Origin of the sequence: Clostridioides sp. ZZV15-6597 (assembly GCF_020657815.1) — a bacterium.
GTDB lineage: Bacteria > Bacillota > Clostridia > Peptostreptococcales > Peptostreptococcaceae > Clostridioides.
Genome location: NZ_JAGWCT010000026.1, coordinates 21,411 through 46,237, shown reverse-complemented (window position 1 = coordinate 46,237; position 24,827 = coordinate 21,411). Strand labels below are relative to the sequence as shown.

The following is a 24,827-nucleotide window of genomic DNA, read 5'->3' as shown; positions in this document are numbered from 1 at the left end:
AAATTATATTGATTCTTCAACAAATAACTAATTTTATCTTTACTCATACCTTTTCCATCATCTTCAATAGTTATATAAAGTGTAGATGTCTAGATATGTTGAATTAAATTAGAGCTATAAAGAACTGTTGAGGAAAAGGTTTGGATTATAAAAGATACAAACGAATATTCAATAAACTAGCAAAATTTAATTGTATAAAGTGTAATTATTAAGACTGAGATTACAATATTTAAAATCGTAAATTAAGATTGAGATTACAGTATTTAAAATCGTAAATTAAAACTGATGTTGCAATATTTAAAATTACAAATTAAGATTGAGATTATAATATTTAAAATCGTAAATGATAGATTATTTTTTTAAAAGCTAGAGAAGCAATAAGTCAAAATTAAAAGAAGTAAGATTACTAAAATATAAATGCTTAAAATTAGAAAGAAAAATTTAAGAGAAGGGAGAGCTACTGAGACAAGTATCCAGAAGTATATAGCTGAGTACAAGACATTTCATAAAACTAAGCAATATAAAGTAATTTTGACACTATTTACATATGTTTATTATGTACAAATAGCTAACTTTAGAATTTAAGATTGAGAAAATCTTATAAAATCACAGTAATTTAAATGAATATAATATCAATTAAATTGATGAAAATTTTACTGTGGATATTGCTTGTCTATATTCTGAGTAGCAAAGGTTTATTATGCCGATAAAAAAGCTGCCACAATCAGAATTTAAGATAATGAAATTTATATGGAAAGTAGATTCCAAAATAACATCAAAAGATATTATTTTAGCTATGGAGCAAAAATATCAATGGAAGCAAACGACAACTTTAACTGTTTTATCTAGATTAGTAGTTAAAGGATTTTTAAATTCTAAAAAGATAAATAAACATACACAGTATGAGATTTTAATTGCTGAAAAAGATTACTTGAATTTTGAAACAAGAGAGTTTTTTAGTAATATTCACGATTCCTCTATAAAAAGTTTATTATTATCACTGCATGCAGATGATAATATAAGTGAAGAGGATATACTTTTTATTGAAGCGTGGTTAAGAAGTATTAAAGAAAAATAAGAAAAGAAGATTAAAGAAAAATAGTAGCTATTTGTAAAATAAAACATGATACCTAAAAATATGAAAACTTATTTTTAGAAATTTTTCGAGCTTGTATAATATAAACCTAAATCATATACAGTATATTTATGATATATAGTATATTTGACTTTGAAAATTATAAATGGTTTGTAATATGAACCAAAATAAAATTAAACATGAGTGTAAATTAATGATGGACAATTCTATTAATTCAATATAAAAAGCTACCTTTAGTTATCAATTAAATAACTATATTTAGGGTAGCTTTTTGTATGGAGATTGTAGTTGTGTAAAATACATAATCAAATAATTTTTGTAAATATGACATATAGCTTTCAAGTTTAAATTGATATAATAAAATAATAATAGAAATTAGGGGGTACATTTATGAAATATCAATGTTCATTATTGGCAGTAAATAATGTAGAAGTGTCAAAAAAGTTTTATGGAGAATTGTTTGACCAAAAAGTTGTGTTAGATTTAGGTAGAAATGTAACTTTTAGTGGGGGATTTGCAATACAAGAGGATTTTGCATGGTTAACAGGGCTAAATCCCGATACAGTTGTGCAAAAGTCACACAATATGGAACTTTATTTTGAAGCTGATGATTTTGATAAATTTATTGAAAAACTTAAATCATATAAAGATGTAGAGTATGTTCATCAACCACTAAAATATGAATGGCAACAGAGGGTAGTGCGTATTTATGACCCTGATAAACATATTATCGAGGTAGGAGAATCTATGGAAGTTATAGCTAGAAGATATTTAGATGAAGGGTATTCTGTAGAAGAAGTTTCTAAGATTATTCAACATCCAATTGAATTTGTGGAGGAATGTAAAAAAAGTGAATAATTTTGATACTAGTATTTTCAGATTAAAAATAAATCAAAAGTGGTGATTAAAATTGTATGAAAGAATGTTGAATAAAAGTGTCATGCCATCAGAAAAAGAGATTTCTGAGTATGTGGGCAAAAATCATTTTAACCTTATTTTGTATCTTGAGAATTTATTAGATAAAAAATATGATTTACGTAAAGAATTAAGATTTCCTTTTGGAAATAATTATGGCTGGGGATATAAGTATTCACATAAAACAATGCATCTATTTTATGTGTTTTTTGAGAAAGATTGCTTTACAGTAACTATTCAAATTGGAAGTAATGATGTAGATAAGCTATTAGATATACTGGATAACTTATTGCCAAAGACAAATGAATTTTGGGATAAGCGATACCCTTGTGGAAGTGGAGGATGGATAAATTATAGAGTGGAGAATGAGAAAGAGCTTGATGATATTTTAAAGATTATTGAAGTTAAAAAAAAGCCTCCTAAAAATTTAAAAAAAGTTTAGGTAGTTAGGAGCTTAATGATTAACAGGATTAGGATAATAAATGAGAGTAACTATAAGATAGTAAGTCAATAAGAATTAAGATAATAAGTAAATATAATTAGAATAATAAATAAATTGAGAATAGCTCATATAAAATAATAGTATTTGACAGGGTTAATAAAGTATATTAAAATAAACGGATATTTATAGGCAAGAGTATTGAGATAAAACGTATACTAGAAAAATAAACTATACTTTAAAATGAGTTAATACTCACAGTATTTTGAGATATAGTTGACTTTTAAAGTATAAGCATATTATAGAACTCTTGTATAAATATGTATCAGTTAAATATTATTATAAAGGAGTGATTAGTATTAAAGCAAAAGAACTTTATAAAAAGCTAGACATAGAATTTGATATTAAAAATATTGATGATGATTGGAGTTTTATGAATTTTGAAAATGATTTTATTACTCCAGAATTTAAGAAAAAATACATAGGATTAGTATTAGATAATGCTCAAGACATTAATAAAGTATATACAGCTACTTTTCCAGATAAAGAAATAGTTCAGCAAATCATAGATAAAGATGAAAGAGATATCTTACTTTTTTCACACCATGCAATGGGATATATAGCATCAGATGAAGATTTTCCATTTCATGATATTCCACTATCTTATATGTAAGACATCATTAAAGTCACTAGAAGAGATTAAGGAACTTGTTAAAAAAACAGTTGGACATGATGCGAAACTATATGATTATGGAGACTCTGTTTTAAAAGATGGTTTAGTAGCTATTGCAGCAGGTGGAGGAAGTTATCCATTTGTAGCAAGTGAAGTTGCTGAGCTTGGCATAAATTTATATATTACTGGATTTACCAAGCCTTTAAAACATTTTGAACCAGCATTAGAATTTCATAAAATTGCAAAAGAGAATTTAATTAATGTTATAGGTGCTACTCATTATTCTACAGAAAAATTTGCATGTATGTCTTTAGTTAATTATTTCAAAAATCTAGGTCTAGAATCAGAATTCTTGCAAGGAAAGTATTATTTAGAAGATTTATAATAGATATTAAACAAAAATAAGCAGTCAGTAAAAATTTATGTTTACTGACTGCTTATTTTATTGTTTTTAGAATAGTATCTTAATTAGCTTTATAATGTAGTATCGTAATGCTCTATGGAGAATTTAAAAAATTGTCTTGAAGTTAGATTCTTTTAGTTATTCTAAAGTTCATGTCTATTTGATTCTTTATTTGTTCATATTTTATAACTAACATATATCAAAGCTATTTTTACTATTCCTCTCTAGAATACTTATTTTTCGATGTTTTTTTATAGTATTATTATGATAAACTATATTTTATAAGTATTTATTTTAAATTATTATAAATATTTATTTTAAAATAATAGAATTATTATATTTATGAGAATAAATGGTATAATAAAAGGTAAAGTGTCAAATATCCGCTAAATTAAATAGATTAGTTAGTATATACATTAAAATAGGAACAATTTAAATAAATAATAATTTATAAGGAAAGGAAAGATAGAATGATATTTACGAAAAGTAATAAATATGACAAAGAGTTCCTCATGAAAAACATGATGGGGCCTAATTGTATAAAAATACTAGAGGAAATGACAAATAAGATAAAATTAGAAAAGGGAATGCGTATTTTAGATTTGGGATGTGGAAGAGGTATATCTTCTATATTTTTAGCAAATGAATTTGATGCAACTGTATTTGCAACAGATTTGTGGATAGAACCAACTGAGAATTATGAAAGATTTAAGGACTTTAACTTAGATAATAAAATATTTCCAATACAAGCAGAGGCACATGAATTACCTTACGCAGAAGGTTTCTTTGATGCAGTAATAAGTGTTCACTCTTATCACTACTTTGGAAACAAAGAAGGTTTTTTAGAAAATCATATATCGCCTCTTGTAAAAGAGGGCGGAATAATTGCAATGGCAATGCCAGGATTAAAACAAGATTTTGTAAATTGTATACCTGATGAACTTATTCCATTTTGGCAAGATAATATGAATTTTCATTCTCTTAAATGGTGGAATGAACTTTGGTCAGAATCCGAGTCTGTGATTTTAGAGAAATGTGAAGCTTTAAGTTGTCATGAAGAAGCATGGCAAGATTGGTTAAATTGCGAGAATTCTTATGCAAAAAATGATAAAAAAATGATGGAAGTAGAAGATGGTAAGTATTTTAATACAATTTCTCTAATAGCTAAAGTTAAATAAAGGTTGGAGTTAAATAAAAGTTGGAGTTAGATAAAGATTAGAGCTTGATAAATATTAGAATTAGATAAAGATTAGAGTTAGATAAAAATTCAAATACAAAGATAATTATTCAAATATAAAAATGATTATTTAAATACAAAATGATTTTTTAGAGGATTTATACCCAATTGGACTATTTAGGTTGATTGGGTATTTTTATTTTGTAATAATATACTGAAAATAAAAATTTTATGTCACAAAGTACTTTTTAAGTTGTCTAATTTAATAGGGGGTGAAATTATGAGTGAAAATACACAAAATAATGTAAAAAAAGATGAAATAGAAAATTTGATAGACAGAGCTATTTTAGGAGACAAAAAATCTCTTGAAATTTTGTTATTGGATGTACAGGATTTAGTATTTAATTTATCTTTAAGAATGTTAGGTACTGTACAGGATGCAGAGGATGCCAGTCAAGAAATTATGATACGTGTAATTACTCATCTATCTACATTTAGAAAAGAAAGTTCTTTTTCTACATGGGTATTTAGAATAGTATACAATCATTTACAAAATTATAAAAAAAGTATGTTTTCTAAACAGCATTTAAGTTTTGAATATTATGGAGCTGATATCAAAAATGGTAAATCAAAAGATATACCTGATTTATCTCAAAATGTTGAAACTTCTATTATTGAAGAAGAACTAAAATATTCATGTACAAATGTAATGTTACAATGCTTGGATGTAGAGAGTAGATGCATTTTTATTCTAGGTACAATGTTTAAGCTAAATAGTAAAGTTGCTGGTGATATTTTGGAGATATCTTCTGAAGCATATAGACAGAGGCTATCACGAACTAGGAAGAAAATGGCCTCATTTTTAGATGAGTATTGTGGATTAAGTGGAAAAGGGGTATGTCAGTGCAAGAAGCGTATTAATTATGCAATAGTTAATCACCGTATAAATCCTAAAAATTTGGAGTATTCTAGTCTAGAAAAAGATGATGATAATACTATATTTAAATTTAAATCTGCTATGGAAGAAGCTGAAAATTTTTCAACAGTATTTTCAAGACTTCCATCATATTATTCTAGTGAAAAATTAAAAAAATTTCTAACAGATTTTTTACAGTCAGACTGCTACTCAATAATTAAAAATTTATAAATACTTAAAAAGTTTTTGAAATATGATGAAAAACTTTAATAAGTATTAAGTATGGATATTAGAAGCTATTTAGATATGTAATTTTAAAAATAAATTAATGAGTATTTTAAAATAGCTATATGGTATTTGAGTATCAATCAAGTATTTAAATAATTTTTAAAAATATTAATAAAATTAATATAAAAGGGAGAGAAAATTATGAAAACAAATTGTATATTAGAGTTTTTAAATGCATTGAAAAAAAATAATTCAAGAGAGTGGATGATGGAAAATAAAGAATGGAAAAAGGAAGCTACATTACAATTTGAACAGTTGGTACAAGATATAATCAATGCTTTAGCTTATGAAGATAAATCTATTGCACATCTAAATGCAAAAGATTTAATATTTAGGTTGAACAGAGATACTCGTTTTAGTAATGATAAATCACCTTATAACCCATCATTTAGAGCACATATTTCATATGCTGGACGAGTACCAATCCCAGTAGGGTATTACATAGATATTTCTCCACAAAATATATTTTTAGGAGCAGGACTTTTTACACCACAGCTTTCAGATGCAACAACAAGAGTGAGGGATTATATACTTAAACATTCAGATGAATTAGAATCTATTTTGTATAATCACAAATTTTCAGAGAATTTTACTTTAGATGGCGAAAAACTAAAAAATATTCCAAGAGGATATCCAAAAGATTTTACTAAAGGAGAGTATTTAAAACACAAAAGCTGGTATATTGAATATCACTTACAGGATAGTGACTTAGACAATTTATATGAATTTTGTAAAGTGGTTACTGATAAATTCTTACTTATGAAACCTTTTAATGATTATATTAATAAAGCTTTAGAAGGCTACAAAATGCCTGAGAGAAAAGCTTAAACATAAGAAATATGAGTAGAGTATAATTGGGGCATAATATTAGTAAAAGTTTAAAATATAGTACAGTTAAAATTAATTAAATTATATAGAATTAATTGAATATGTTTATGTATAGTTGTAGTGGACTTAGAAGATAGTCCTAATAAGTAGAATATAGTACTAATAAATAAGAAAATAAAATAGATAATTTACTTAGTAACTTTAATAAGGGATAGAGTTTTATTAGTATAGATATTGGATTTTTTAGTTTGAAAAATTAAACTTAATTATTTATTTAAAGATATAATACAAGGATTTTATTATGATGCATAAAAAGAGTAATAAAGTGTTAAAATATTTGACAAATCTAAGGCTTGCTCTTATACTCAATACAAGTAAGGTACCTTTTTAAAGGACCTATTTGAAAAAAATTATATAATTAGTAAAGTGCATGATTACAAAATTAATAATTAATTTAGGAGGTAAAAATCATGAATGAAACTCAAGATGAAAATTTATTAGAGCAATTTTTTAAAGTACAATCATTACTACATAAATTTCACCTTCAAAATCATAAATCACATGGTTTTTTTAGAGGAACGCATAGAGGTCAAGGAAGAGTATTATCTATGCTAAAAATAAAGCCAGAAATTACTCAAAAAGAACTATCATATTTGCTTGATATGAGACCTCAATCTTTAGGTGAATTGCTTTCAAAACTAGAAAATCAAGGATTTATTACTCGTACCCCTTCAGAAAAAGACCGTAGAGTAATGGTAGTAAGACTAACATCAAAAGGTATGGATGAAATTAATAAAATTGAGCAGGAAGAAGACCCAACTAATAAAATATTCGATATTTTAGAAAAAGAAGAAAAAAGCATTCTAAGTGATATTCTTATTAAGATTACTAATGAGTTGGAGAGAACTATAAAAAATGATGATAATATTAATTTTGATGGGTCGCATATGGGACCACACTCAAGACCACATCCTGGTCAACGCTTAGGTTTTAATGGAAGAGAAGGTTTTGGAATGGGACATATGGATTCACATCCAAATCCACATGAGGAACCACATCCAAGTTCTCAAGAAGAAAAAGAATTTTACAATCCACGTATGGAAGCATTTCAAGAATTTTTTAATAGAGAAGAATTTTTTAATAGAGAAGAATTTTTTGAACAAATGACGAAACAGCATCCGGGATTTTTTGAACAGATAGTAAAACAACATCCAGAGTTTTTTAAGAATAAGAGATTTGATGAACAGAATGTATCTAAGGATGAAAAGTATAGCGAAAAGGATATTAATGAAGATTAGAAACTATTTATCTTTCTACTATAAAAATATGTAATCATAGATGAAGTACAGGATTACACTCCATTACAATATGAAATATTTTATAAACTCTTTAATTCTGCAAATATGACTATATAAAAGATTATAAACAGAAAAATTATAAATCTATTGGTATCATAACAAAGACAGTTCGTGAAACTAGAGAAGTATACGAGTTTTTAAAAGAGAATGATGTTGATGTACAATGTATAACAAAAGATGATGACGAGTATATAAACAGTGTGTTAATAATGCCTTCATATCTATCTAAAGGGCTTGAATTTGATGCGGTTATTATATATAATGCAAGCAATAAAAATTATAATAATGAAGATGAAAGGTTGCTCCTTTACACTTGTTGTACAAGAGCTCTTTATGTGCTAAACATATATTATTTAGACGAGATAAGTTCTTTATTAAAACATATTAAAGTAAGATTAAAGTAATACTAAAACGATATTAAAACAACATTAAAACAATATTAAAATAATGTTGAAGTAATATTAAAACAATGAAATTTTAATTCTTATATAATTTTTTTAGCTTATTATATATTTATTATATATTTATTATGTATTTGTAATGAATATTTAGATGAGTATTTTATGATAAAGTTAAAGCCCTTAAAATCCAAAATACATGGTTTTTAAGGGCTTTTTAGTAGTATTATTTAACTAGAATTTGTATAGCAGTTAAATAGCTAGAATCTGATATATAAATTCTAAAAAAAATATTAATATAAAAGAGATGGTTATGTTTACTAATAAATAAATTAAAGTCACAAATAATAGACTCATAAATAATTCAATCGTTAGCTATGTTTTATATTACTTATCTTTATTTTGTATCTATTACTTCATGAGCCATCTCTACTAAATCATTCATAGATAAACCTGAGTCTTCAACTATAAATGAGTAATAAACTCCATTTTGTTTCCAGCTTAAATATTTATATTCATTAACTTCCACTTTATCTGACCCTGTATTAAATGAATATTTACCTGATTTTTCATCAAGTTTATCCTGTTCTGTCATTTTATAACCTTCTGGTACATATTTTTGCTTGAACTCCTCATAAGAAATATTTATATCTTTGTACGTATCTACAACTTTTACGTTTTCAGAATTTTCTCCAAGTATATTATTTGCTGTCTTAAGAGATATTACATCACTACCATTTTCATACTCGATATCAAGTGATTTTAATTCTCCTAAAATATTACCTTGTTTATCAAGTCCTTTTTCCTTTTCAATATATCCTCCTTTAAATTTATATCCATTACTAAATTCAGAAACTATATTAGGAGAAAATTTAAAGTCTTTTTTTACTTGTTCTGTAGTTGGGACAGATGTATAGGTAGCCTTATTACTTGTACTTGAAAATAGACTAGATATTTCTCCTACTGCAAGAGCTGTTGTACTTAACAGTAGAGTAACAGCCAAAGTTGCGACTAAGCTCTTTTTGAATGAGAATTTAAATGGTGATTTATGTGTTTTATTATTAATCATGTTATAATTTTCCTCTCTTTCTGGTAGACTATTTAATGTTTTATTTAATCTATTATGAAAGCTTTCTGGAGCTTTCGGGAATGAATTATTTAACTTGTCTTTGTTCATACTTTACCTCCATATCTTCTAATTTAGTTTTTAATAATTTTCTACCTCTTGATAATCTGCTTTTTACAGTTCCTTGAGGTATATCTAATATTTCTTTAATCTCATCTATTGAATATCCCTCGATATAATAAAGAACTATTGGAATCTTAATTTTTTTAGATAAACCTTGAATAGCAATATATAAATCACTGTAATCATCTTTTTCTTCTACTTTTTTGTTATTGAGAATTTCTTCAAATGGTAGAATATTAAACTGTTTACGCCTTAATGAATTACATTCATTTATGACTATTCTAATCAACCAAGTTTTAAAATATTGTTGTTCTTTCAGTGAGTCTAGTTTTTCATATGCTTTTAAAATAGCATTGTTAACAGCATCCTCACAATCTTGGTCGTTTCCTAAAATAGACTTAGATACGCGATACAAAGTCTGTTCTGACTCAAGAATATTATTAATAAATGTAGTTTTATCCAATTGTATTCCTACCTTTCTATGCAAATCGTAGCGCTACTTTTTTACTTTATACTCATTAGATAAAATTTTACTATAAATGGTTCACTTTTTTAAAAATAATTATTTTTTATTTGAAGTTTAGGAAATAATTGGATAAATCTACATTTATATGAAGTAGCACTACTTTTTTGCCTTACACTCATTAGATAAAATTTTACTATAAATGGTTCACTTTTTTTAAAAGTAATTATTTGATAAATTAAAGTGTAGGAAACAGTTTAATAAATTTAAGCAATTTAATAAAAAATTATACATGGTAATAAATATGTGTTTTCCTATACAGCTTTTTCATGCCATAATTTTCAGGTTTAAAAGAAATTAAAAAAATGTAAAGGTACCTTAAAAATAGTATTGACAAAATCATAAGGTACCTTTATAATTAAAAATAAATAAGGTACCTTAATAAAAACTAAGAAAATAAATTAATAGAAAAAATCGAGTTAATTAGGAGGAGTTAATATGAATTATTACAAAGATAAAAGAGAAGGATTTAGAGGATTTGAAGATTTTGAAATGAGAGGACATCATAAACACCAAGAACATTATGGAGAACATAATAAATATTCGCAACATCATGGTCAAATGGGATATGGAGGTCCTCATAGACATCCATGGAATCATACATGTGAAGGATGTAAAAGATTTGAAATGATGCGTCAAGAAGGATTTGGGTCAAGAGGATATGAAGGAAATCATGGCAATAGAGAGTATAGAGGTCATGAGGGATTTGCCCCAAGAGGGTACGAAAGAGGAGAATATAGAGGTCATGAAGGAAGTCATGAGCATAGAGAGTGTAGAAGTCATGAAGGATTTGCCCCAAGTGGTCATGAAAGAAGTTACAGAGAATCTAAAGACAATGAAGAATTTGATGCTAAAAATTATCAAGAAAACAATGAATATCAGAAATATGGAAGATTTGAAAATCAAAATGTAGATGAAAAAATAATGTCTGAAAATAAAGAAGATGCTGAGAAAAATAATATAAAAGAATATGAAAAAATTGATGAATCTAAAACAGCAACTGATGAACAAATAGAATCTGTTCAAAAAAATCATACTAAAGAAGAAATGAAATGTGAAGAAAAAAAATGCGTTGATAAAAAGTAGAATTAGAAATTCAATAAATCAACAAATAAATATTAAAAAATAAACACCAGAATACAAATAAAAACATATTAGATTGACTAAATCAAAAAGGTGACAGCTTTAAAAAGACTGTCACCTTTAATTTTTTATAGCCATTTATTGGTGCAAGTATTTCAATAAATATGGGAGGTAAAGATTATTTTTATTAGCAAGGATAAAAGCCCTATAAATTTGAGTAGACATAAATTACAATTTACATTTTTATGATAACATTTTCTTTACAATTTTTTAGATATATGTTAATATTTAGAAAAATGCATATGTATTCATAAAATAGCCTAAAAACAAATAAAAAAGCTATAAAAGAGAAAACGTATGCAATCAAGAGTCAATAAAGTTAGATTATACTTTATAAATTTGGGAGGATATAATAATGGGAAAATATCAAGAATCAAAAAGAGTTGTAAGAAATTACTTTGAAGCATTAGAAAACGCCGATGGAGATGAAATTAAAAAAATTTTAAAACAGTACATGAGGTCAGACTATGACTGGAGAGGCGTATATCCATTTCGTGAACAAAGAGGAGTTGAAAATGTAGCAGATACATTTTGGAAGCCTTTAAAAAATTCATTGAGTAATATGCAAAGACGACAAGATATCTTTATTGCAGGTACTAATGAAATTGATAACAGTGAGTGGGTAATGAGTATGGGTCATTTTATGGGGCTTTTTGATAATGACTGGCTTGGTATTAAGCATACTCGCAAGATGATTAGCTTAAGATACGCAGAATTTAACTGTGTGCAAGATGGTAAAATTTCCAAGACTGGATTATTTGTAGATATAATTGGATTTATGATTCAGGCAGGTGTCAATCCATTGCCACCACAAACAGGTTCATATTTTGTATATCCAGGACCAATTGACCACAATGGACTACTTTTTGAAGATGCAGACGAAGTAGATGGGGTTAAGACTTTAGCATTAGTCAATAAAATGGTAGATGATTTATCTGAATTAAATGACAGTGGTTCTATGGGATGTCCACCAGAGATACTTGAAAAATCATGGGCTAAAGATATGATTTGGTATGGACCAGGGGGGATTGGAGCTTCTTATACTATACCTAGATATCAAGAACAGCATCAATTGCCATTTAGAAATAATTTAAAAGGAAAGACTTTTAATGGACATGTATGTAGATTTGCAGAAGGAAATTTTGCTTGTTTCTTTGGATGGCCTAACTTAAGCAATATCCCATGTGGAGGATTTTTAGGATTGCCAGGTGGAGAGGTTAAGGCAGATATGCAAGTTGTTGACGTTTACTATCGCAAGGGAGATAAACTTAAAGAAAATTGGGTGTTAATTGATATTCCTTACTGGCTAAAACAACAAGGTCTTGATATTCTTGGAAGAACTAAAAGTATTTTTAATGCTTAATTTTTAATAATTAATTGTGAATACGTATTCAAGAAAGGAATGAGATGCAAATTGAAATATATTGATAAAAATGATGTAAGAGAAAAAGATAAAGAGAAAGTAAAAGCAAAAGAAGTTGATATAAGTGAGCTTAAATTAAGTAATGTTGAAGTAAATAAAGCTAATACAGGTAAAATCAATGAGAATAATACTATTGAAAAAGCTGAAGAAATTACATTGAAGGGAGAAGCAAATATGGAGTCTACAAAAATTTACTATGGAGATTCGCTAGAAGTAACACCTGTTGGAGTAATGGATTATAATGATTTTTCAAATCAAACAAAAAGGGAGCAGAAATTACCTGGATTTGATTCCAAGTATAGAGACTTTGTAGACTATATTATGAAAATTACACATAATATTTGGGAAGAAAAAGGTATTGGAGTTATTTATGATACATATCACAATAATGTGACAATGCACTGTGGTTCTTCTAATTTAGTTGGTATAAAAGATGTTATCTCGAATACTCTTCAAACTCTACATGCATTTCCAGATAGAAGGCTGATTGGTCAAAATGTAATATGGTCTAATTTTGGTGCTGATGGTTTTTTGTCTTCTCATCGTGTTTTGTCTACAGCAACTAATTTAGGTGATAGTAATTTTGCTCCAGCAACTGGAAAGAAGATAAATTTTAGAACTGTAATTGATTGTGCTACAACGAATAATAGAATCCATGAAGAATGGCTAGTTAGAGATAATCTATGGATTGTTACTCAGTTAGGGTTAAATCCTCAAGAAGTGGCAAAAAATATGGCAAAGGCAAGTGCATCTAAAGTATTGAGCTTACAATCAACCTATGGTATTTGTGAGTCTATGGATGGCCAATTTATGCCAGCAAAGTATCAAGCTAAAGATGATTCTGTTGGTGAAATGATGCTTGAGATGACAAGTCGTATTTACAATTATAAATATATAAATGAAGTTAAAAAATATTATCACGATAATGCAGTAGTACATTTCATATGTGATAAAGATTTAAATGGGTATGATGAGATTCAAGGAATGATTGTAAGTTTACTTGCTTCAATTCCAAATGGAAGTTATGAAGTAGAAAGAGTAACTTGTAATCAAAAGGAAAAAAATGAAGGGTATGATGTATCTGTGAGATGGAGATTACGTGGAATAAATGAAGGCATTGGATTTTTTGGACAACCTTCTGGAAAGCATGTAGAGGTAATGGGAATTAATCATTATCATGTACTACAAGGTAAGGTAAAGGAAGAATGGATGACTTTTGATGGTATGGATGTTTTGAAGCAGATGTATATGGGTGTAGAAGAGTAAATGGGTTTATAGTATAAACATCTTTAGAAATTATATAAGTAAATATTCTTGTTATAAAGATTGAACAAGAAATATGTATAGAATTTAAACAAGAAATGTATATAAAACTTAAATAAGAATTATGTATGAAAAGTAAAAATTGAAAGCTTTAGGGATAGTATGCTTAACAGTAAGGGAGGGGTAATTATGAACAATATGAAAACAACAGATATGATAGAAAATGATATTATACTAGGAAAAGATTATTCAAATCTAAAAAGGGGAATTGCATTTTTTTCCATTGCATTAATATACTTTTTTTATTGCTATAATTTTATGGTAGGTACTTTTATTAAACCAACAATGATTTATACTTTGGCAGAAGGCGGGTTTGGTTTTTCATTAAAACAGACAGAAGAAATATTTGCTGTCATGTCCTTTGGTACAATTCCAGGTACATTCATTTTTGGAGTGATTTCTACAAAGCTTGGTAAAAAGAAAACTTTAATTAGTGTAGCTTTATTAATTGGGTTAACAACTTTTATTCCAATGTTATCTCCTACAAATATTATATTGTGGAAAATTGCACGTTTATGTACAGGGGTAGTATTGGGTGGTGTATTTGGAACAGCGATGCCTCTAGTTGCGGATATGTTTCCAAGTAAATATCGTGGTAAGTTAGCTGCTGTATTAACTGCTTTATTTTCGCTAGCCATGATTTTTGGCGGGAAAGTGTATGGATTTTTAGGTGATGCAAATTGGCAAATATTAATGTATACTGCGATTATACCGCCTATAATTGGAGCTATTTTAGCATTTTTCTTTGTACCAGATGATTCAGAGTATACAAAAGAATTGGTTAAAAAAGGAAAAGAAACAGGTGAAAAAATTAGCTATGTAAGTATGTATAAGGGGAAATATTTGTGGATTGGATTAGGAACAATTATTTTATCAGGTGCTAATTTTACAGCATACTCAGCATTTTCAAACAATGCAACTACATATTTGGTAACAGGAATGGGAATGACAGCAGCAGTAGCAGGTTCTATATATAGTTTACAAGGAATTGGGCAGTTAGTAGGATATTTATTCTGGGGTTCAATAGCAGATAAATTTGGAAGAAAAGTACCTTTTATAGGTATGGCATTAGCGGCAGTATTTGTCTTTATATATACAAAACTAGGAGGAAATAATACAACAGCATTTTATATGATATCAGTATTATTAGGTATTGCTGTTGGATATTCTGGAGCATGGGGAGCATACTATACAGAATTATTCCCAAGTAAATATCGTTCATTGTCCTCGGGAATGTCATTCAATGGAGGAAGAATTATATCTACATTTGCAATCCCTGCAATAGCTGGTACAGCTTCAGGTGCTTTAGGTATGACAACTATTTTTTATATATCAACAGCAGTATTTGTAGCAGGTGCTATTGTATGGCTGTTCTTACCAGAAACATTAAACAAGAAAGAATAGAATTCTAAGAACTATTTTGTTAGTTAGAAAGGGGTGGCTTATGATTTCAGTAATCGATGTGTGTATTATAGTAGGATATTTGCTGTTAATGTTGGTTATTGGTTATTATTCAGGAAAAGATAATAAAAATCAAGAAGATTATTTCTTAGCAGGTAGGTCAATGCCATGGATTCCAATCGCTTTGTCAGTTGCTGCTACTATGATTAGTGCTAATGGATTTATAGGGGGTCCTGGATGGGCATATATGGATGGAATGTATCCAGTGATGGTTAACATTACAGTCCCTTTAGCAATATTTTTTGCACTGAGCATTACCACCCCAGTTATTTATAGATTAAAAATAACATCTGTATATGAATATATGGGACTTCGTTTAGGCAATTATTCAAGAGGATTAACTATTATTCAATTTTTTATCAATTCATTGATTCAAGCAAGTTCTATGGTGTATATACCAGTACTTATTATTCAGATAATCACTGGTTGGTCACTTTATATTTTGGTTCCAATAGTTGTATGTGTAGCAATTATATATACACTACTAGGGGGAATTAAAGCAGTTATATGGACTGATAGTATTCAAATGGTAGTAGTAATAAGTGCTGTATTTATAGTAATTATAACAGCACTAAAAGGAATGAATCTCGGTTTTTTTGATACATTGCAAATTGCACAACAGAGCGGTAAATTAAATACATTTGATTTTAGTATGGATATTTCAATTACAAATACTTTTTGGGCTACTCTGCTTGGTGGAACTGTAATGTGGATAAGATATTTCTGCTTTGACCAATCTCAAGTTCAAAGAGTTTTGACATCTAAATCTTTAAAAGGTGCCAAAAATTCTTTTGTAGTTAGTGCATTTGTTATGAATTTAGCTTACTATTTTATGTTATTAGTAGGAGTGATTTTATTTGTTTATTATAAGGGAAGAGCATTTGAAACTACAAATGAAATAATGATTACTTTTATTTTGAATGAACTTCCAGTAGGGGCAATTGGAATTATTATTGCTGGTGTATTTGCAGCAGCGATGTCTAGTATTGACTCTATATTAAACAGTATGACAACTGTTTTTACAAAGGATATTTATGAGTTTTATTTTAAAAAAGATAATGAGGAATCGTCATTAAAAGTCACAATGATTATAACAATGATTATAGGTATTGTTATGACAGGTTTTATTATTATGGGATTTGGAGGAAGCATCAAATCAATTCTTGACCTTGTTGGTAACTATATTTCATATTTTGCTGGTCCAGCTACAGGTGCATTTATATTGGCTATGTTTACATACAAAGCTCATGATAAAGGGGTCTCTATTGGTTTCATCATAGGATTAGTTTTAGGCTTTTTTATTTCTAATAAATATAATGTGAGTTGGTTGTGGAATCCAGCAATAGGTGCTACAATAACATTAATATTTGGGTATATTTTTAGTATCATTTTAAAGAATAATCACAATATAGAAGATATTAAAAAATATACTGTATTTGGTATGAGAAAAGAACTTATTTCGCAAGGAATAGATAAAGTAGATGGAGTATCTGTATTGCCATTTTCTTTAGGGAAACAAGAGTTAATTGTGTTAGTTTTTTTCGTTGTTCAATATATAATCTTATTTTTAATACAATTTTAATAAGAAATGTAAGGTGTTTAAGAAGAAGTAAAAGATGCTAAAAAGAAATACAAGATATTTAAGGAGAAATACTAAATGAATCAAAAGAAAGTTCATTATAATAAATCGGCTACTTCAAAAGATGTTGCAAAACTAGCAGGAGTATCGCAGTCATCAGTTTCAAGAGCATTTGGTAGTGCAAATGGAAAAGGTGTAAAACCTGAAGTAAGAGAAAAAATTTTCCGTGTAGCAGATGAAATTGGTTATGTTCCCAATTTAGTTGCAAGAGGAATGATTAGTGGCAAAACAAATGTTATAGGATTGATAGTTGGTGATAATCTAGGTCCATTTTACAACAGAATTATTAACTTATTTGTGGAAAAGATTCAAGAAATAGGTAAACAATGTCTTGTTTTTAAGGTTTCTAGACAAGAAAGAATAGATAATATAATTTCAAGAGTAATTCAGTTTCAAGTGGAAGCTGTGATTATTACAGCTTCAGCTATGAATAAGGTAATGGCTGAGACATGTGAAGAAAATAATATTCCTGTGATTCTTTTTAATCGTTTTATACCAGGTATAAAAATAAGTACGGTCTATGTGGACCCAATTGAAGGTGGAGGAATGGCTGCTGAATACCTAATTGATAGGGGACATAAAAATATAGGATACATTCAATTTACAAGAGAAACAAGTGAGGAAATGGAAAAGAAAATTGGATTTTATTCTAAATTAAGACAAAACGGAATTCACAACCTTAAAGAAGAGTCTGCAAATTATGATTATGATTCTGGATATGAAGCTGGAAAGAGAATGCTAGCATTATCAAGTCCTCCAACAGCAATTTTTTGCACAAGTGATTTGATAGCTATGGGTGTAATGGATGCTGCAAGATTTGAGTATAAATTGAAGATACCAGAGGATTTATCAGTAATGGGATATGATGATATTCAGATGGCTTCATGGAAAAGTTATAGTTTAACAACGATTAGACAACCATTAGACTTATTAATTGGAAAAACGATTAATATACTTAAAATTTTATTAGAGGAAGATGATTGTGAGCCAGTAGTTGAAATGCTTAAGCCTGAATTGATTGAAAGAGATTCTACAGTTTAGTATAAAATTATATTAAAGATATGCTAATAATGTATAAACAAGAAAAGTATTCTTCAAATTCAAAATGGAGAATACTTTCTTGAATATTTGTGATTAATTCAGTAAATATATATTTATAGGATATTTTTTTATTTATATTATATTATTTGTTTAATAAGAGTCTTAATTTATTAAGTACAGATAATTTTATACCACCACCTACTTGATATACCTTTTCTGAGCTCTTTTTATCTAATATATTTTCTTGTTCTTTATTTAAACTATTTGTGGCTATTACAACTGGCATATTTTCCTTTGATGCAAATGGGCCTACTGATAAAGCATCAATCAGATTATTTTCCTTAGCTAATATCACACCATTTATGCTATTATCTTTATAGAAACGTTCAATAACACGAGCATTAGTTTCTTGTCTGTCATTTCCAGCAATTCTGTTTTTTGAGACATCATTTGAAGTTATATTATTAATTTGCTCTATAGCTTTCTGAGAGATTTTAGTTTCCCCACCTATAAAGTAAGAAGTTTTTACTTTTTTAGATTTAATATAATCATATGCGTCTTTATCTAATCCATCTTTTTGTGTAAGTATTATAGGAGAGTTATTTTTTCCTGCTACTGATGAAATAGATAGTGCATCAGCTTCTCCATCTCCAGCACTTACATATATTGTATCAATATTGTTATTACCAGACATTTCTTTAGCTATATTTAAAGACGTTTCATATCTTGATTTTCCACCTATTCTTTTTACATTCATAGATTTATTAACACCTTTTAGTTGGTTAACGACTGAATTAGAGATTGAAGCCTCTCCACCTACAACTATTATATTAGATGCTTTTAATCTTTTAATTTCATCCATTGTTGATTTATCTACATTACTTCCATTAGAAAGTAGCATTGGTGCATTTTTTGTATTTGCAAGTGGTGTAGCTGATAATCCGTCTACTAAGTGCTTATCAGTACCATTTACAAGTATTACAGTATTTGAAGTTTTCCAGCCTTCTTTAGATACTTTTACTGCTGTTTCAAATCTGTCATCTCCAGTCATTTTTTTAGATTTTACATTAGTATCTAGATTATCCCATAAATTTACTCTATCTTCAGGAGCTACATACATACCATCATTCTTTGTTATATTATACGTTTTATAGAATTCTTCGAAATTTGATAAGACACGATTTACTCTTAAAGTATTTGGACTATGCTCATCTCCTGTAGAACTCTTTGCATATTCTCTTGTGTATAATCTAATATATGACTCTGCATAACTCTTGAAGAACTTATCATAATTTGGATTTTCCATCTTTGATAAAATTCCCAAGGCAGCTCCTACACCACCTATATCTGCAATATTTTCACCTAAACTTATCTTACCATTTGCTTTTACACCTGGAGCTATTTCCCATCCATCATAGAAATTAACTACATCATTACAACGTTCCTGAAATTCTCTGTAATCATCCTTAGTCCACCAATCATGTTCTTTCCCACTTGAATCATATTTGGCTCCATTGTTGTCAAATGCATGAGAAATTTCATGTCCTATTACTGCACCTATTGCACCTAGATTTTCTTCTCTTGATGCATTTGGGTCATATAAAGGTGCTTGTAAAATACCTGCGGGGAAAGTCATTGCATTATCATACATTCCATACACTGCATTTACAGTAAATGTTGCTAGTCCAAATCTATCTTTTGGTATTACTTTACCTGTATTTTCAGCATCTTTTTTTAGACGTGCAAGTTTAAAAGCGGTTATATTATCAAAATGATTTCCACCATCTTCTTTACTTTTAATGTCTACATTTTCTGCATCAGATTCCCATTTATCAGGATATCCAACGACAAATGTCATTTTATCAAGTTTTTTTATAGCTTCTTTTTTGGTAGTTTCACTCATCCAGTCAAGTTTTTTAATTCTTTCTTTATATAATTCTACAAAAGATTTAACCATATCTTCAACGTCTTTTTTTGATTTTTCAGGAAAATATTTCTCTACAAATAATTTTCCAATATATGAACTGAACTTTTCAGATGTTAATGCTGCTGCATCTTTTTCAGTTATTTTACTTTGCGAAGCATCTGCACCAGGATTAGCATTGTCAGTCCAAACATTTAGATATTTTTGGTCTAAAAATTGTGCATTTTCTTCAGACAGTTTTATTTTAAAAAGAGTTTTTAAAGCTTCTAAATTATTATTAGTGTATGCCTTATTAAATAGTTCTAAATCTTTTGGATTCATTACCTTGATTTCTTTAGGAAGATTAGTATAGCCAGCAGCAGTAAGTGTTTTAGACAATTCTAAATTTGGCATTTTTTCTTCTATCTCTTTTAAAGTCATCCTCTTGTCAACACCTTCTTCACCTCCAGATACTTTTTTTACAAAGTTTATATACTCATCAACATGCTTACTAGCTTGTGCCTCACTTTCTCCACTTAAAATTAACAGCTTTTTAAAAAATGTTTTGCTATTTTCTATTGTCTCATCATTTGAATATGAACTAAATAAATGTGTATCAGCCATTGTTCCTATATATAAAGCATACTTTGCTTCATCTACATTATCTTGCATTAAAAAAAGACCAACCGAACCACCAGTTCCTATTTCTTCAAGTGATTTTTTTTGAATTTCATTAAGTTCTTTTACATTCTTTGCTTTGTCTATAGCATCAAGATATTTTTTTATTGGTTTATTTCCAAGCTCATTTCTGCTTTTCATGTCTAGTATATTAAGGTAGAAATCTTTAATTTTTTGTTCTTCACTACCTTTTTTATGATTTCCTTCTACTATTTCTTTAATAATAGCATTAATTTTTTTTGTGTTTTCATTTTCAATATCAACATAACCACCAGATACTGCTTCGTCACTTGGAAGCTTTGATTCCTCCAAAGATTTTTTATTTACAAAATTATAAAAATCATCTTTTGGATTACTACCTTTAAATGCCCAGATACGTCTAACCATAGTATCAACTTCTCCTACAGTCATAACTTCACTACCATTAAGTTTTTTGTCTTTAGTGTTAACCATAACTCCACCATTTATTAAGTTATCTATATCAGACTTAGCAGAAGCAGGTATATCTGTAAAACTTACATTTTTCTCTGCCACTCTTTCATTTTGACCTTTTGGAGCTGATAAAGTTCCAAAAGCTCTACTTATCATGATAAGACCATCTAGTCTATTAACTTTTTGATTTTCTTTCTTTTCGTATCCAGACATGATTTTCTTTTTATCTATGTTAGAATTATATGATTTAGCTGATTGCAAAAGAAAATCAGCTAGTTGACTATATGTAGTACTACTAGTTTTAATTTCTTTTCTACTTTTAGGTTGTGCTGTTTTTTCAGATTTTTCTATATTGGTATTACCTTGAGCAGTTTCTTGTGCCTGAGCAACTCCTGTAACAAGTGTAGTCATAACCATTCCTGTAGATATAATTTTTGCATTTAATTTTTTATTTATGATATGTTCCCCTTTTCATATGTATTATTTATGTGTTTAACATTTAAAATTTACTTTTCATTAGTGTCTTATATATTAGTCTATTGGTATTTATATACAAAACAATATCATAGTAATGTTAACCGTATGTTTACAGGAAGATAATTACAGTAAGGTAAAATTTTTGTGACGAATACTCAAAAAAATTTGCTAGCTTTTATGAGAAAAATGTATTGTTTATTTAAAAAGATATCAAAAACAAAAAAATAGAAAGTAAATTTAAATCAATAAGGTTAGTAGAGTCAATATTTAATAACAGAATGAAAGATAATAAACAAAAAATTAATAAAGAGGTTGTAAGTAAATTTGTTTCTACACAAATCTACCTACAGCCTCAATACCTATCATCTCAAAATATTTAAATTCTTTTTCAAATAATTATTAATTTTGATGTAGAAATTATTTAAAATATTATCAAACTAATTTACAGCTTCTTTTCCTATCAAATCTTTTAATTCTTCATGAGTCATAGTTTCTTTTTCAAATAGGAATTTAGAAACAGAATGTAAATCTTCAAGGTTATCCTTTAACATCTCTAAAGTTTCTTTATAACAACTTTCAACTATACGATTAGCTTCTTTTTGAACTTTATCACATAAGAAAGTCTTATCATTTCCATCAATAGTCATAAATCCTAAGTTACTCATACCATACTCACAAACCATTTGGTTAGCTATCTCAGTGACTTTCTTTAAGTCATCCTTTGCTCCTGTAGATTTATGATTAAATATTAGTTCTTCTGATGCTTTTCCAGCAAGTAATGTTTTTATTTTTCCAACCAATTCATCTCTAGTATAAATATATCTATCTTCATCAGGTAATTGAAGAACATAACCTAATGCTTGTCCTCTAGGTACTATAGATATTTTTTGTATAGGACAAATTCCAACTATATCACTTACAAGAGCATGTCCAGCTTCATGATAAGCTACTATCTTTTTCTCTTTTTCAACTAATGAAGAGTTTTTGGATTCTAATCCTGCAATAACTCTTTCAAGTGCTTTGTCGAAGTGTTCTGCTGTAATATATTCACTGTCATCTCTAACTGCAAATATAGCTGCTTCATTTGCTATATTTGAAAGATGGGCTCCGTTGAAACCGTGAGTTTTTTTAGCTAAAAGTTCTAGATTTACAGATTTGTCTATAGGCTTGTCATCTGTATGTACCTTTAGAATTTCAAATCTAGTGTGATAATTTGGTGCACCTATATGAATGTGTCTGTCAAATCTTCCTGGTCTAAGTAAAGCTTCATCTAATAAGTCAAGTCTATTGGTAGCACCTATTATTAATACATTGGAGTCTTTATTAAATCCATCCATTTCAACTAAAAGTTGGTTTAACGTTTGGTCTTTTTCATTGTTGCTTTCAAGATGTCTTTTTGCTCCTACAGCATCTATTTCATCTATAAATATTATACTTGGAGCTTCTTTTCTAGCTTTTTCAAATAGAGTTCTTACTCTTTTTGCTCCTACACCTACATATTTTTCAACGAACTCAGAACCTGTAACATTGAAAAATGATGAGTTTGTTTCACCAGCTACAGCAGATGCAAGTAATGTTTTTCCTGTCCCTGGAGGACCATAAAATAATACGCCTTTAGGTATTTTTGCACCCATTTTTTGATATTTTTGTGGAGACTTCATAAAATCAACTATTTCAAATAGTTCTTCTTTTACTTCGTCTAATCCAGCTACATCTCTAAATGTAGTTTTTGGTTTTGTAGAAAGCGAATCATCTGTTTGATTTTCTCTTTCCATTTTTGTCTGTGCAAAGACAGGAACTGGATTGTTAATTTTTTTAAAAAAGTTGTTTAGCATTTTCATATTCACACCTCAGGTAATTAATTATTGTTAATCAATTTTATATTTTCCATATTTACTATATTTTATTATTTATTTTTTATGGAAAAAATATACATGTAATCTAAATAAAAATAAATTCATAAATTTAACTGGAAAAAGTCATTTATGAATATGTGCAAATTACCTTTATATACTAAAAAATACTACAAATCAAGATAAAATTGAAATGATGAAAAAGCTATAATATGGATATTAAAGGATGTAAAGTAAAGTATTCAGTATAAAATTGGCTAAAGAAGTGTTTTTAAGTATTTATTATATAGAGTGATAGGGTAATAAAAGATTTTAAAGTTGAAGTTTGAATTTTTTTAATTAAATTTTGGAAAATGAGGGCAAAATAAATGGTATGAGCATATAATAAGTATTAGGAAGAAGAAATTAAATACAAATAATATGTAGTTTATAATAAATATGTGCAATTTTAAATAAAAAAGCAGTTAAGTTAGTAAAAATTTATTAAACTTAAAAAAATAGTTGCAAAAAATTTGATAAAATGATATAGTGGATAGGGTAAGAATAAAACAAAGAAGAAGTCCGCTTCTCACCTTACGCCGAGGGTTAGTAAGGTAAATATAAGTTAAAGCTTAGTAGTAATTTAAGCTTGTTTAAATTTGGTAACTTATATTGCGGATGATTATGTCATCCGCTTTTTATTTTATATTTTATAAAAAATTTGGAGGTGTCCTACAATTAGCAAAGAATTAGCAATCAATGAACAAATAAAAGACAAGGAAATAAGAGTCCTTTCACCTACAGGTGAACAACTTGGAGTAATGCCTACTAAAGAAGCTCAAGCAATGGCTACTAGTAAAAACTTAGATTTGGTTCAAATCTCGCCAAATGCAAATCCACCAGTGTGTAAGATAATGGATTATGGAAAGTTTAGATATGAGCAAGCGAGAAAAGACAAAGAAGCTAAGAAAAAACAAAAGACTATAGTTGTAAAAGAAGTAAGACTTAGACCAGGTATTGAACAAAATGATTTAAATACGAAAGCTAATAATGCTATAAAATTCCTTAAAAAAGGGGATAAAGTCAAAGTCGAACTTAGATTTAGAGGTAGAGAACTAGGACATAAGGATATAGGAAGAGAAGTTATGTTAAAGTTTTTAGATATAATAAAAGAGTTTGGAGAACCAACAAAAGCCCCTGCATTTGAGGGTAATAATATGGTTGTAATTATAGATCCAAAAAAATAGATGATTAACTGAGAGGAGGAATTTG

At 28.0% G+C, this 24,827-nt stretch carries 21 protein-coding genes and 1 other annotated feature; of the genes, 17 read left to right on the top strand and 4 right to left on the bottom strand.

What is annotated here, in order from left to right:
• Nucleotides 1–700 precede the first annotated feature (700 nt).
• The 10 genes from KGF52_RS08250 (at nt 701) to KGF52_RS21610 (ending at nt 8,497) form a co-directional block, all read left to right on the top strand.
• A complete protein-coding gene (locus KGF52_RS08250) occupies nt 701–1,078 on the top strand; it encodes a BlaI/MecI/CopY family transcriptional regulator (protein WP_227839774.1) in 378 nt (125 codons plus the stop codon).
• A gap of 408 nt (nt 1,079–1,486) precedes the next feature.
• Nucleotides 1,487–1,954, top strand: coding sequence for a VOC family protein (locus tag KGF52_RS08245; RefSeq protein ID WP_227828710.1), 468 nt, complete (start codon nt 1,487–1,489; stop codon nt 1,952–1,954).
• 52 nt (nt 1,955–2,006) lie between these two features.
• Nucleotides 2,007–2,453: a DUF3788 family protein gene (locus tag KGF52_RS08240; protein ID WP_227839773.1), complete on the top strand. Its 447-nt coding sequence runs from the start codon at nt 2,007–2,009 to the stop codon at nt 2,451–2,453.
• A 346-nt stretch (nt 2,454–2,799) separates the two neighbouring features.
• On the top strand, nt 2,800–3,123 hold the full coding sequence (locus KGF52_RS08235) for a hypothetical protein (protein WP_227839772.1): 324 nt from the start codon (nt 2,800–2,802) through the stop codon (nt 3,121–3,123).
• Nucleotides 3,080–3,508, top strand: coding sequence for a Nif3-like dinuclear metal center hexameric protein (locus KGF52_RS08230; RefSeq protein WP_227839771.1), 429 nt, complete (start codon nt 3,080–3,082; stop codon nt 3,506–3,508). The genes KGF52_RS08235 and KGF52_RS08230 overlap by 44 nt, the downstream gene beginning before the upstream one ends.
• A gap of 530 nt (nt 3,509–4,038) precedes the next feature.
• Nucleotides 4,039–4,704, top strand: a complete 666-nt coding sequence (locus KGF52_RS08225; RefSeq protein ID WP_227839770.1) for a methyltransferase domain-containing protein — start codon at nt 4,039–4,041, stop codon at nt 4,702–4,704.
• 279 nt (nt 4,705–4,983) lie between these two features.
• Nucleotides 4,984–5,850: an RNA polymerase sigma factor gene (locus KGF52_RS08220; protein ID WP_227839769.1), complete on the top strand. Its 867-nt coding sequence runs from the start codon at nt 4,984–4,986 to the stop codon at nt 5,848–5,850.
• Between the two features lie 198 nt (nt 5,851–6,048).
• Complete coding sequence (locus tag KGF52_RS08215) at nt 6,049–6,735, top strand: DUF2461 domain-containing protein (protein ID WP_227839768.1); 687 nt, start codon at nt 6,049–6,051, stop codon at nt 6,733–6,735.
• Between the two features lie 470 nt (nt 6,736–7,205).
• On the top strand, nt 7,206–8,033 hold the full coding sequence (locus tag KGF52_RS08210; protein WP_227839767.1) for a MarR family winged helix-turn-helix transcriptional regulator: 828 nt from the start codon (nt 7,206–7,208) through the stop codon (nt 8,031–8,033).
• 269 nt (nt 8,034–8,302) lie between these two features.
• Entirely contained in the window at nt 8,303–8,497 is a 195-nt protein-coding gene (locus tag KGF52_RS21610) for an ATP-binding domain-containing protein (protein ID WP_413927390.1), read from the top strand.
• A gap of 391 nt (nt 8,498–8,888) precedes the next feature.
• On the opposite strand, the gene KGF52_RS08200 is transcribed toward KGF52_RS21610, so the two are convergent.
• Both KGF52_RS08200 and KGF52_RS08195 read right to left on the bottom strand, forming a co-directional pair.
• Nucleotides 8,889–9,668, bottom strand: coding sequence for a hypothetical protein (locus KGF52_RS08200; RefSeq protein ID WP_227839766.1), 780 nt, complete (start codon nt 9,666–9,668; stop codon nt 8,889–8,891).
• Entirely contained in the window at nt 9,646–10,143 is a 498-nt protein-coding gene (locus tag KGF52_RS08195; RefSeq protein ID WP_227839765.1) for an RNA polymerase sigma factor, read from the bottom strand. Before KGF52_RS08195 ends, KGF52_RS08200 begins: the two co-directional genes overlap by 23 nt.
• Nucleotides 10,144–10,641: 498 nt before the next feature.
• Between KGF52_RS08195 and KGF52_RS08190 the strand changes: the two genes are divergently transcribed.
• The 6 genes from KGF52_RS08190 (at nt 10,642) to KGF52_RS08165 (ending at nt 18,233) form a co-directional block, all read left to right on the top strand.
• Nucleotides 10,642–11,289 carry a hypothetical protein gene (locus tag KGF52_RS08190; protein WP_227839764.1) on the top strand — a complete coding sequence of 216 codons (648 nt, stop codon included), beginning with the start codon at nt 10,642–10,644 and terminating at the stop codon, nt 11,287–11,289.
• Nucleotides 11,290–11,701: 412 nt separating this feature from the next.
• The gene (locus tag KGF52_RS08185) at nt 11,702–12,709 is read left to right on the top strand and encodes a nuclear transport factor 2 family protein (protein ID WP_227839763.1); all 1,008 of its coding nucleotides are present in this window, start codon (nt 11,702–11,704) and stop codon (nt 12,707–12,709) included.
• A gap of 51 nt (nt 12,710–12,760) precedes the next feature.
• On the top strand, nt 12,761–14,035 hold the full coding sequence (locus tag KGF52_RS08180) for an ester cyclase (protein ID WP_227839762.1): 1,275 nt from the start codon (nt 12,761–12,763) through the stop codon (nt 14,033–14,035).
• Between the two features lie 186 nt (nt 14,036–14,221).
• Nucleotides 14,222–15,496, top strand: coding sequence for an MFS transporter (locus tag KGF52_RS08175; RefSeq protein WP_227839761.1), 1,275 nt, complete (start codon nt 14,222–14,224; stop codon nt 15,494–15,496).
• Between the two features lie 40 nt (nt 15,497–15,536).
• Complete coding sequence (locus KGF52_RS08170) at nt 15,537–17,135, top strand: sodium:solute symporter (protein ID WP_227839760.1); 1,599 nt, start codon at nt 15,537–15,539, stop codon at nt 17,133–17,135.
• 75 nt (nt 17,136–17,210) lie between these two features.
• Nucleotides 17,211–18,233 (top strand): LacI family DNA-binding transcriptional regulator, encoded by a 1,023-nt coding sequence (locus tag KGF52_RS08165; RefSeq protein ID WP_227839759.1) that lies wholly within the window; start codon nt 17,211–17,213, stop codon nt 18,231–18,233.
• A 142-nt stretch (nt 18,234–18,375) separates the two neighbouring features.
• Here the strand turns inward: KGF52_RS08165 and KGF52_RS08160 are convergent, their stop codons facing one another.
• Nucleotides 18,376–21,657: a cell wall-binding repeat-containing protein gene (locus KGF52_RS08160; protein WP_227839758.1), complete on the bottom strand. Its 3,282-nt coding sequence runs from the start codon at nt 21,655–21,657 to the stop codon at nt 18,376–18,378.
• A 503-nt stretch (nt 21,658–22,160) separates the two neighbouring features.
• Nucleotides 22,161–23,564 carry an AAA family ATPase gene (locus KGF52_RS08155; protein WP_227839757.1) on the bottom strand — a complete coding sequence of 468 codons (1,404 nt, stop codon included), beginning with the start codon at nt 23,562–23,564 and terminating at the stop codon, nt 22,161–22,163.
• 557 nt (nt 23,565–24,121) lie between these two features.
• Nucleotides 24,122–24,264: a sequence feature (ribosomal protein L20 leader region), on the top strand.
• A gap of 28 nt (nt 24,265–24,292) precedes the next feature.
• Between KGF52_RS08155 and infC the strand changes: the two genes are divergently transcribed.
• Nucleotides 24,293–24,802: a translation initiation factor IF-3 gene (gene infC, locus KGF52_RS08150; protein ID WP_227828813.1), complete on the top strand. Its 510-nt coding sequence runs from the start codon at nt 24,293–24,295 to the stop codon at nt 24,800–24,802.
• Nucleotides 24,803–24,827 lie beyond the last annotated feature (25 nt).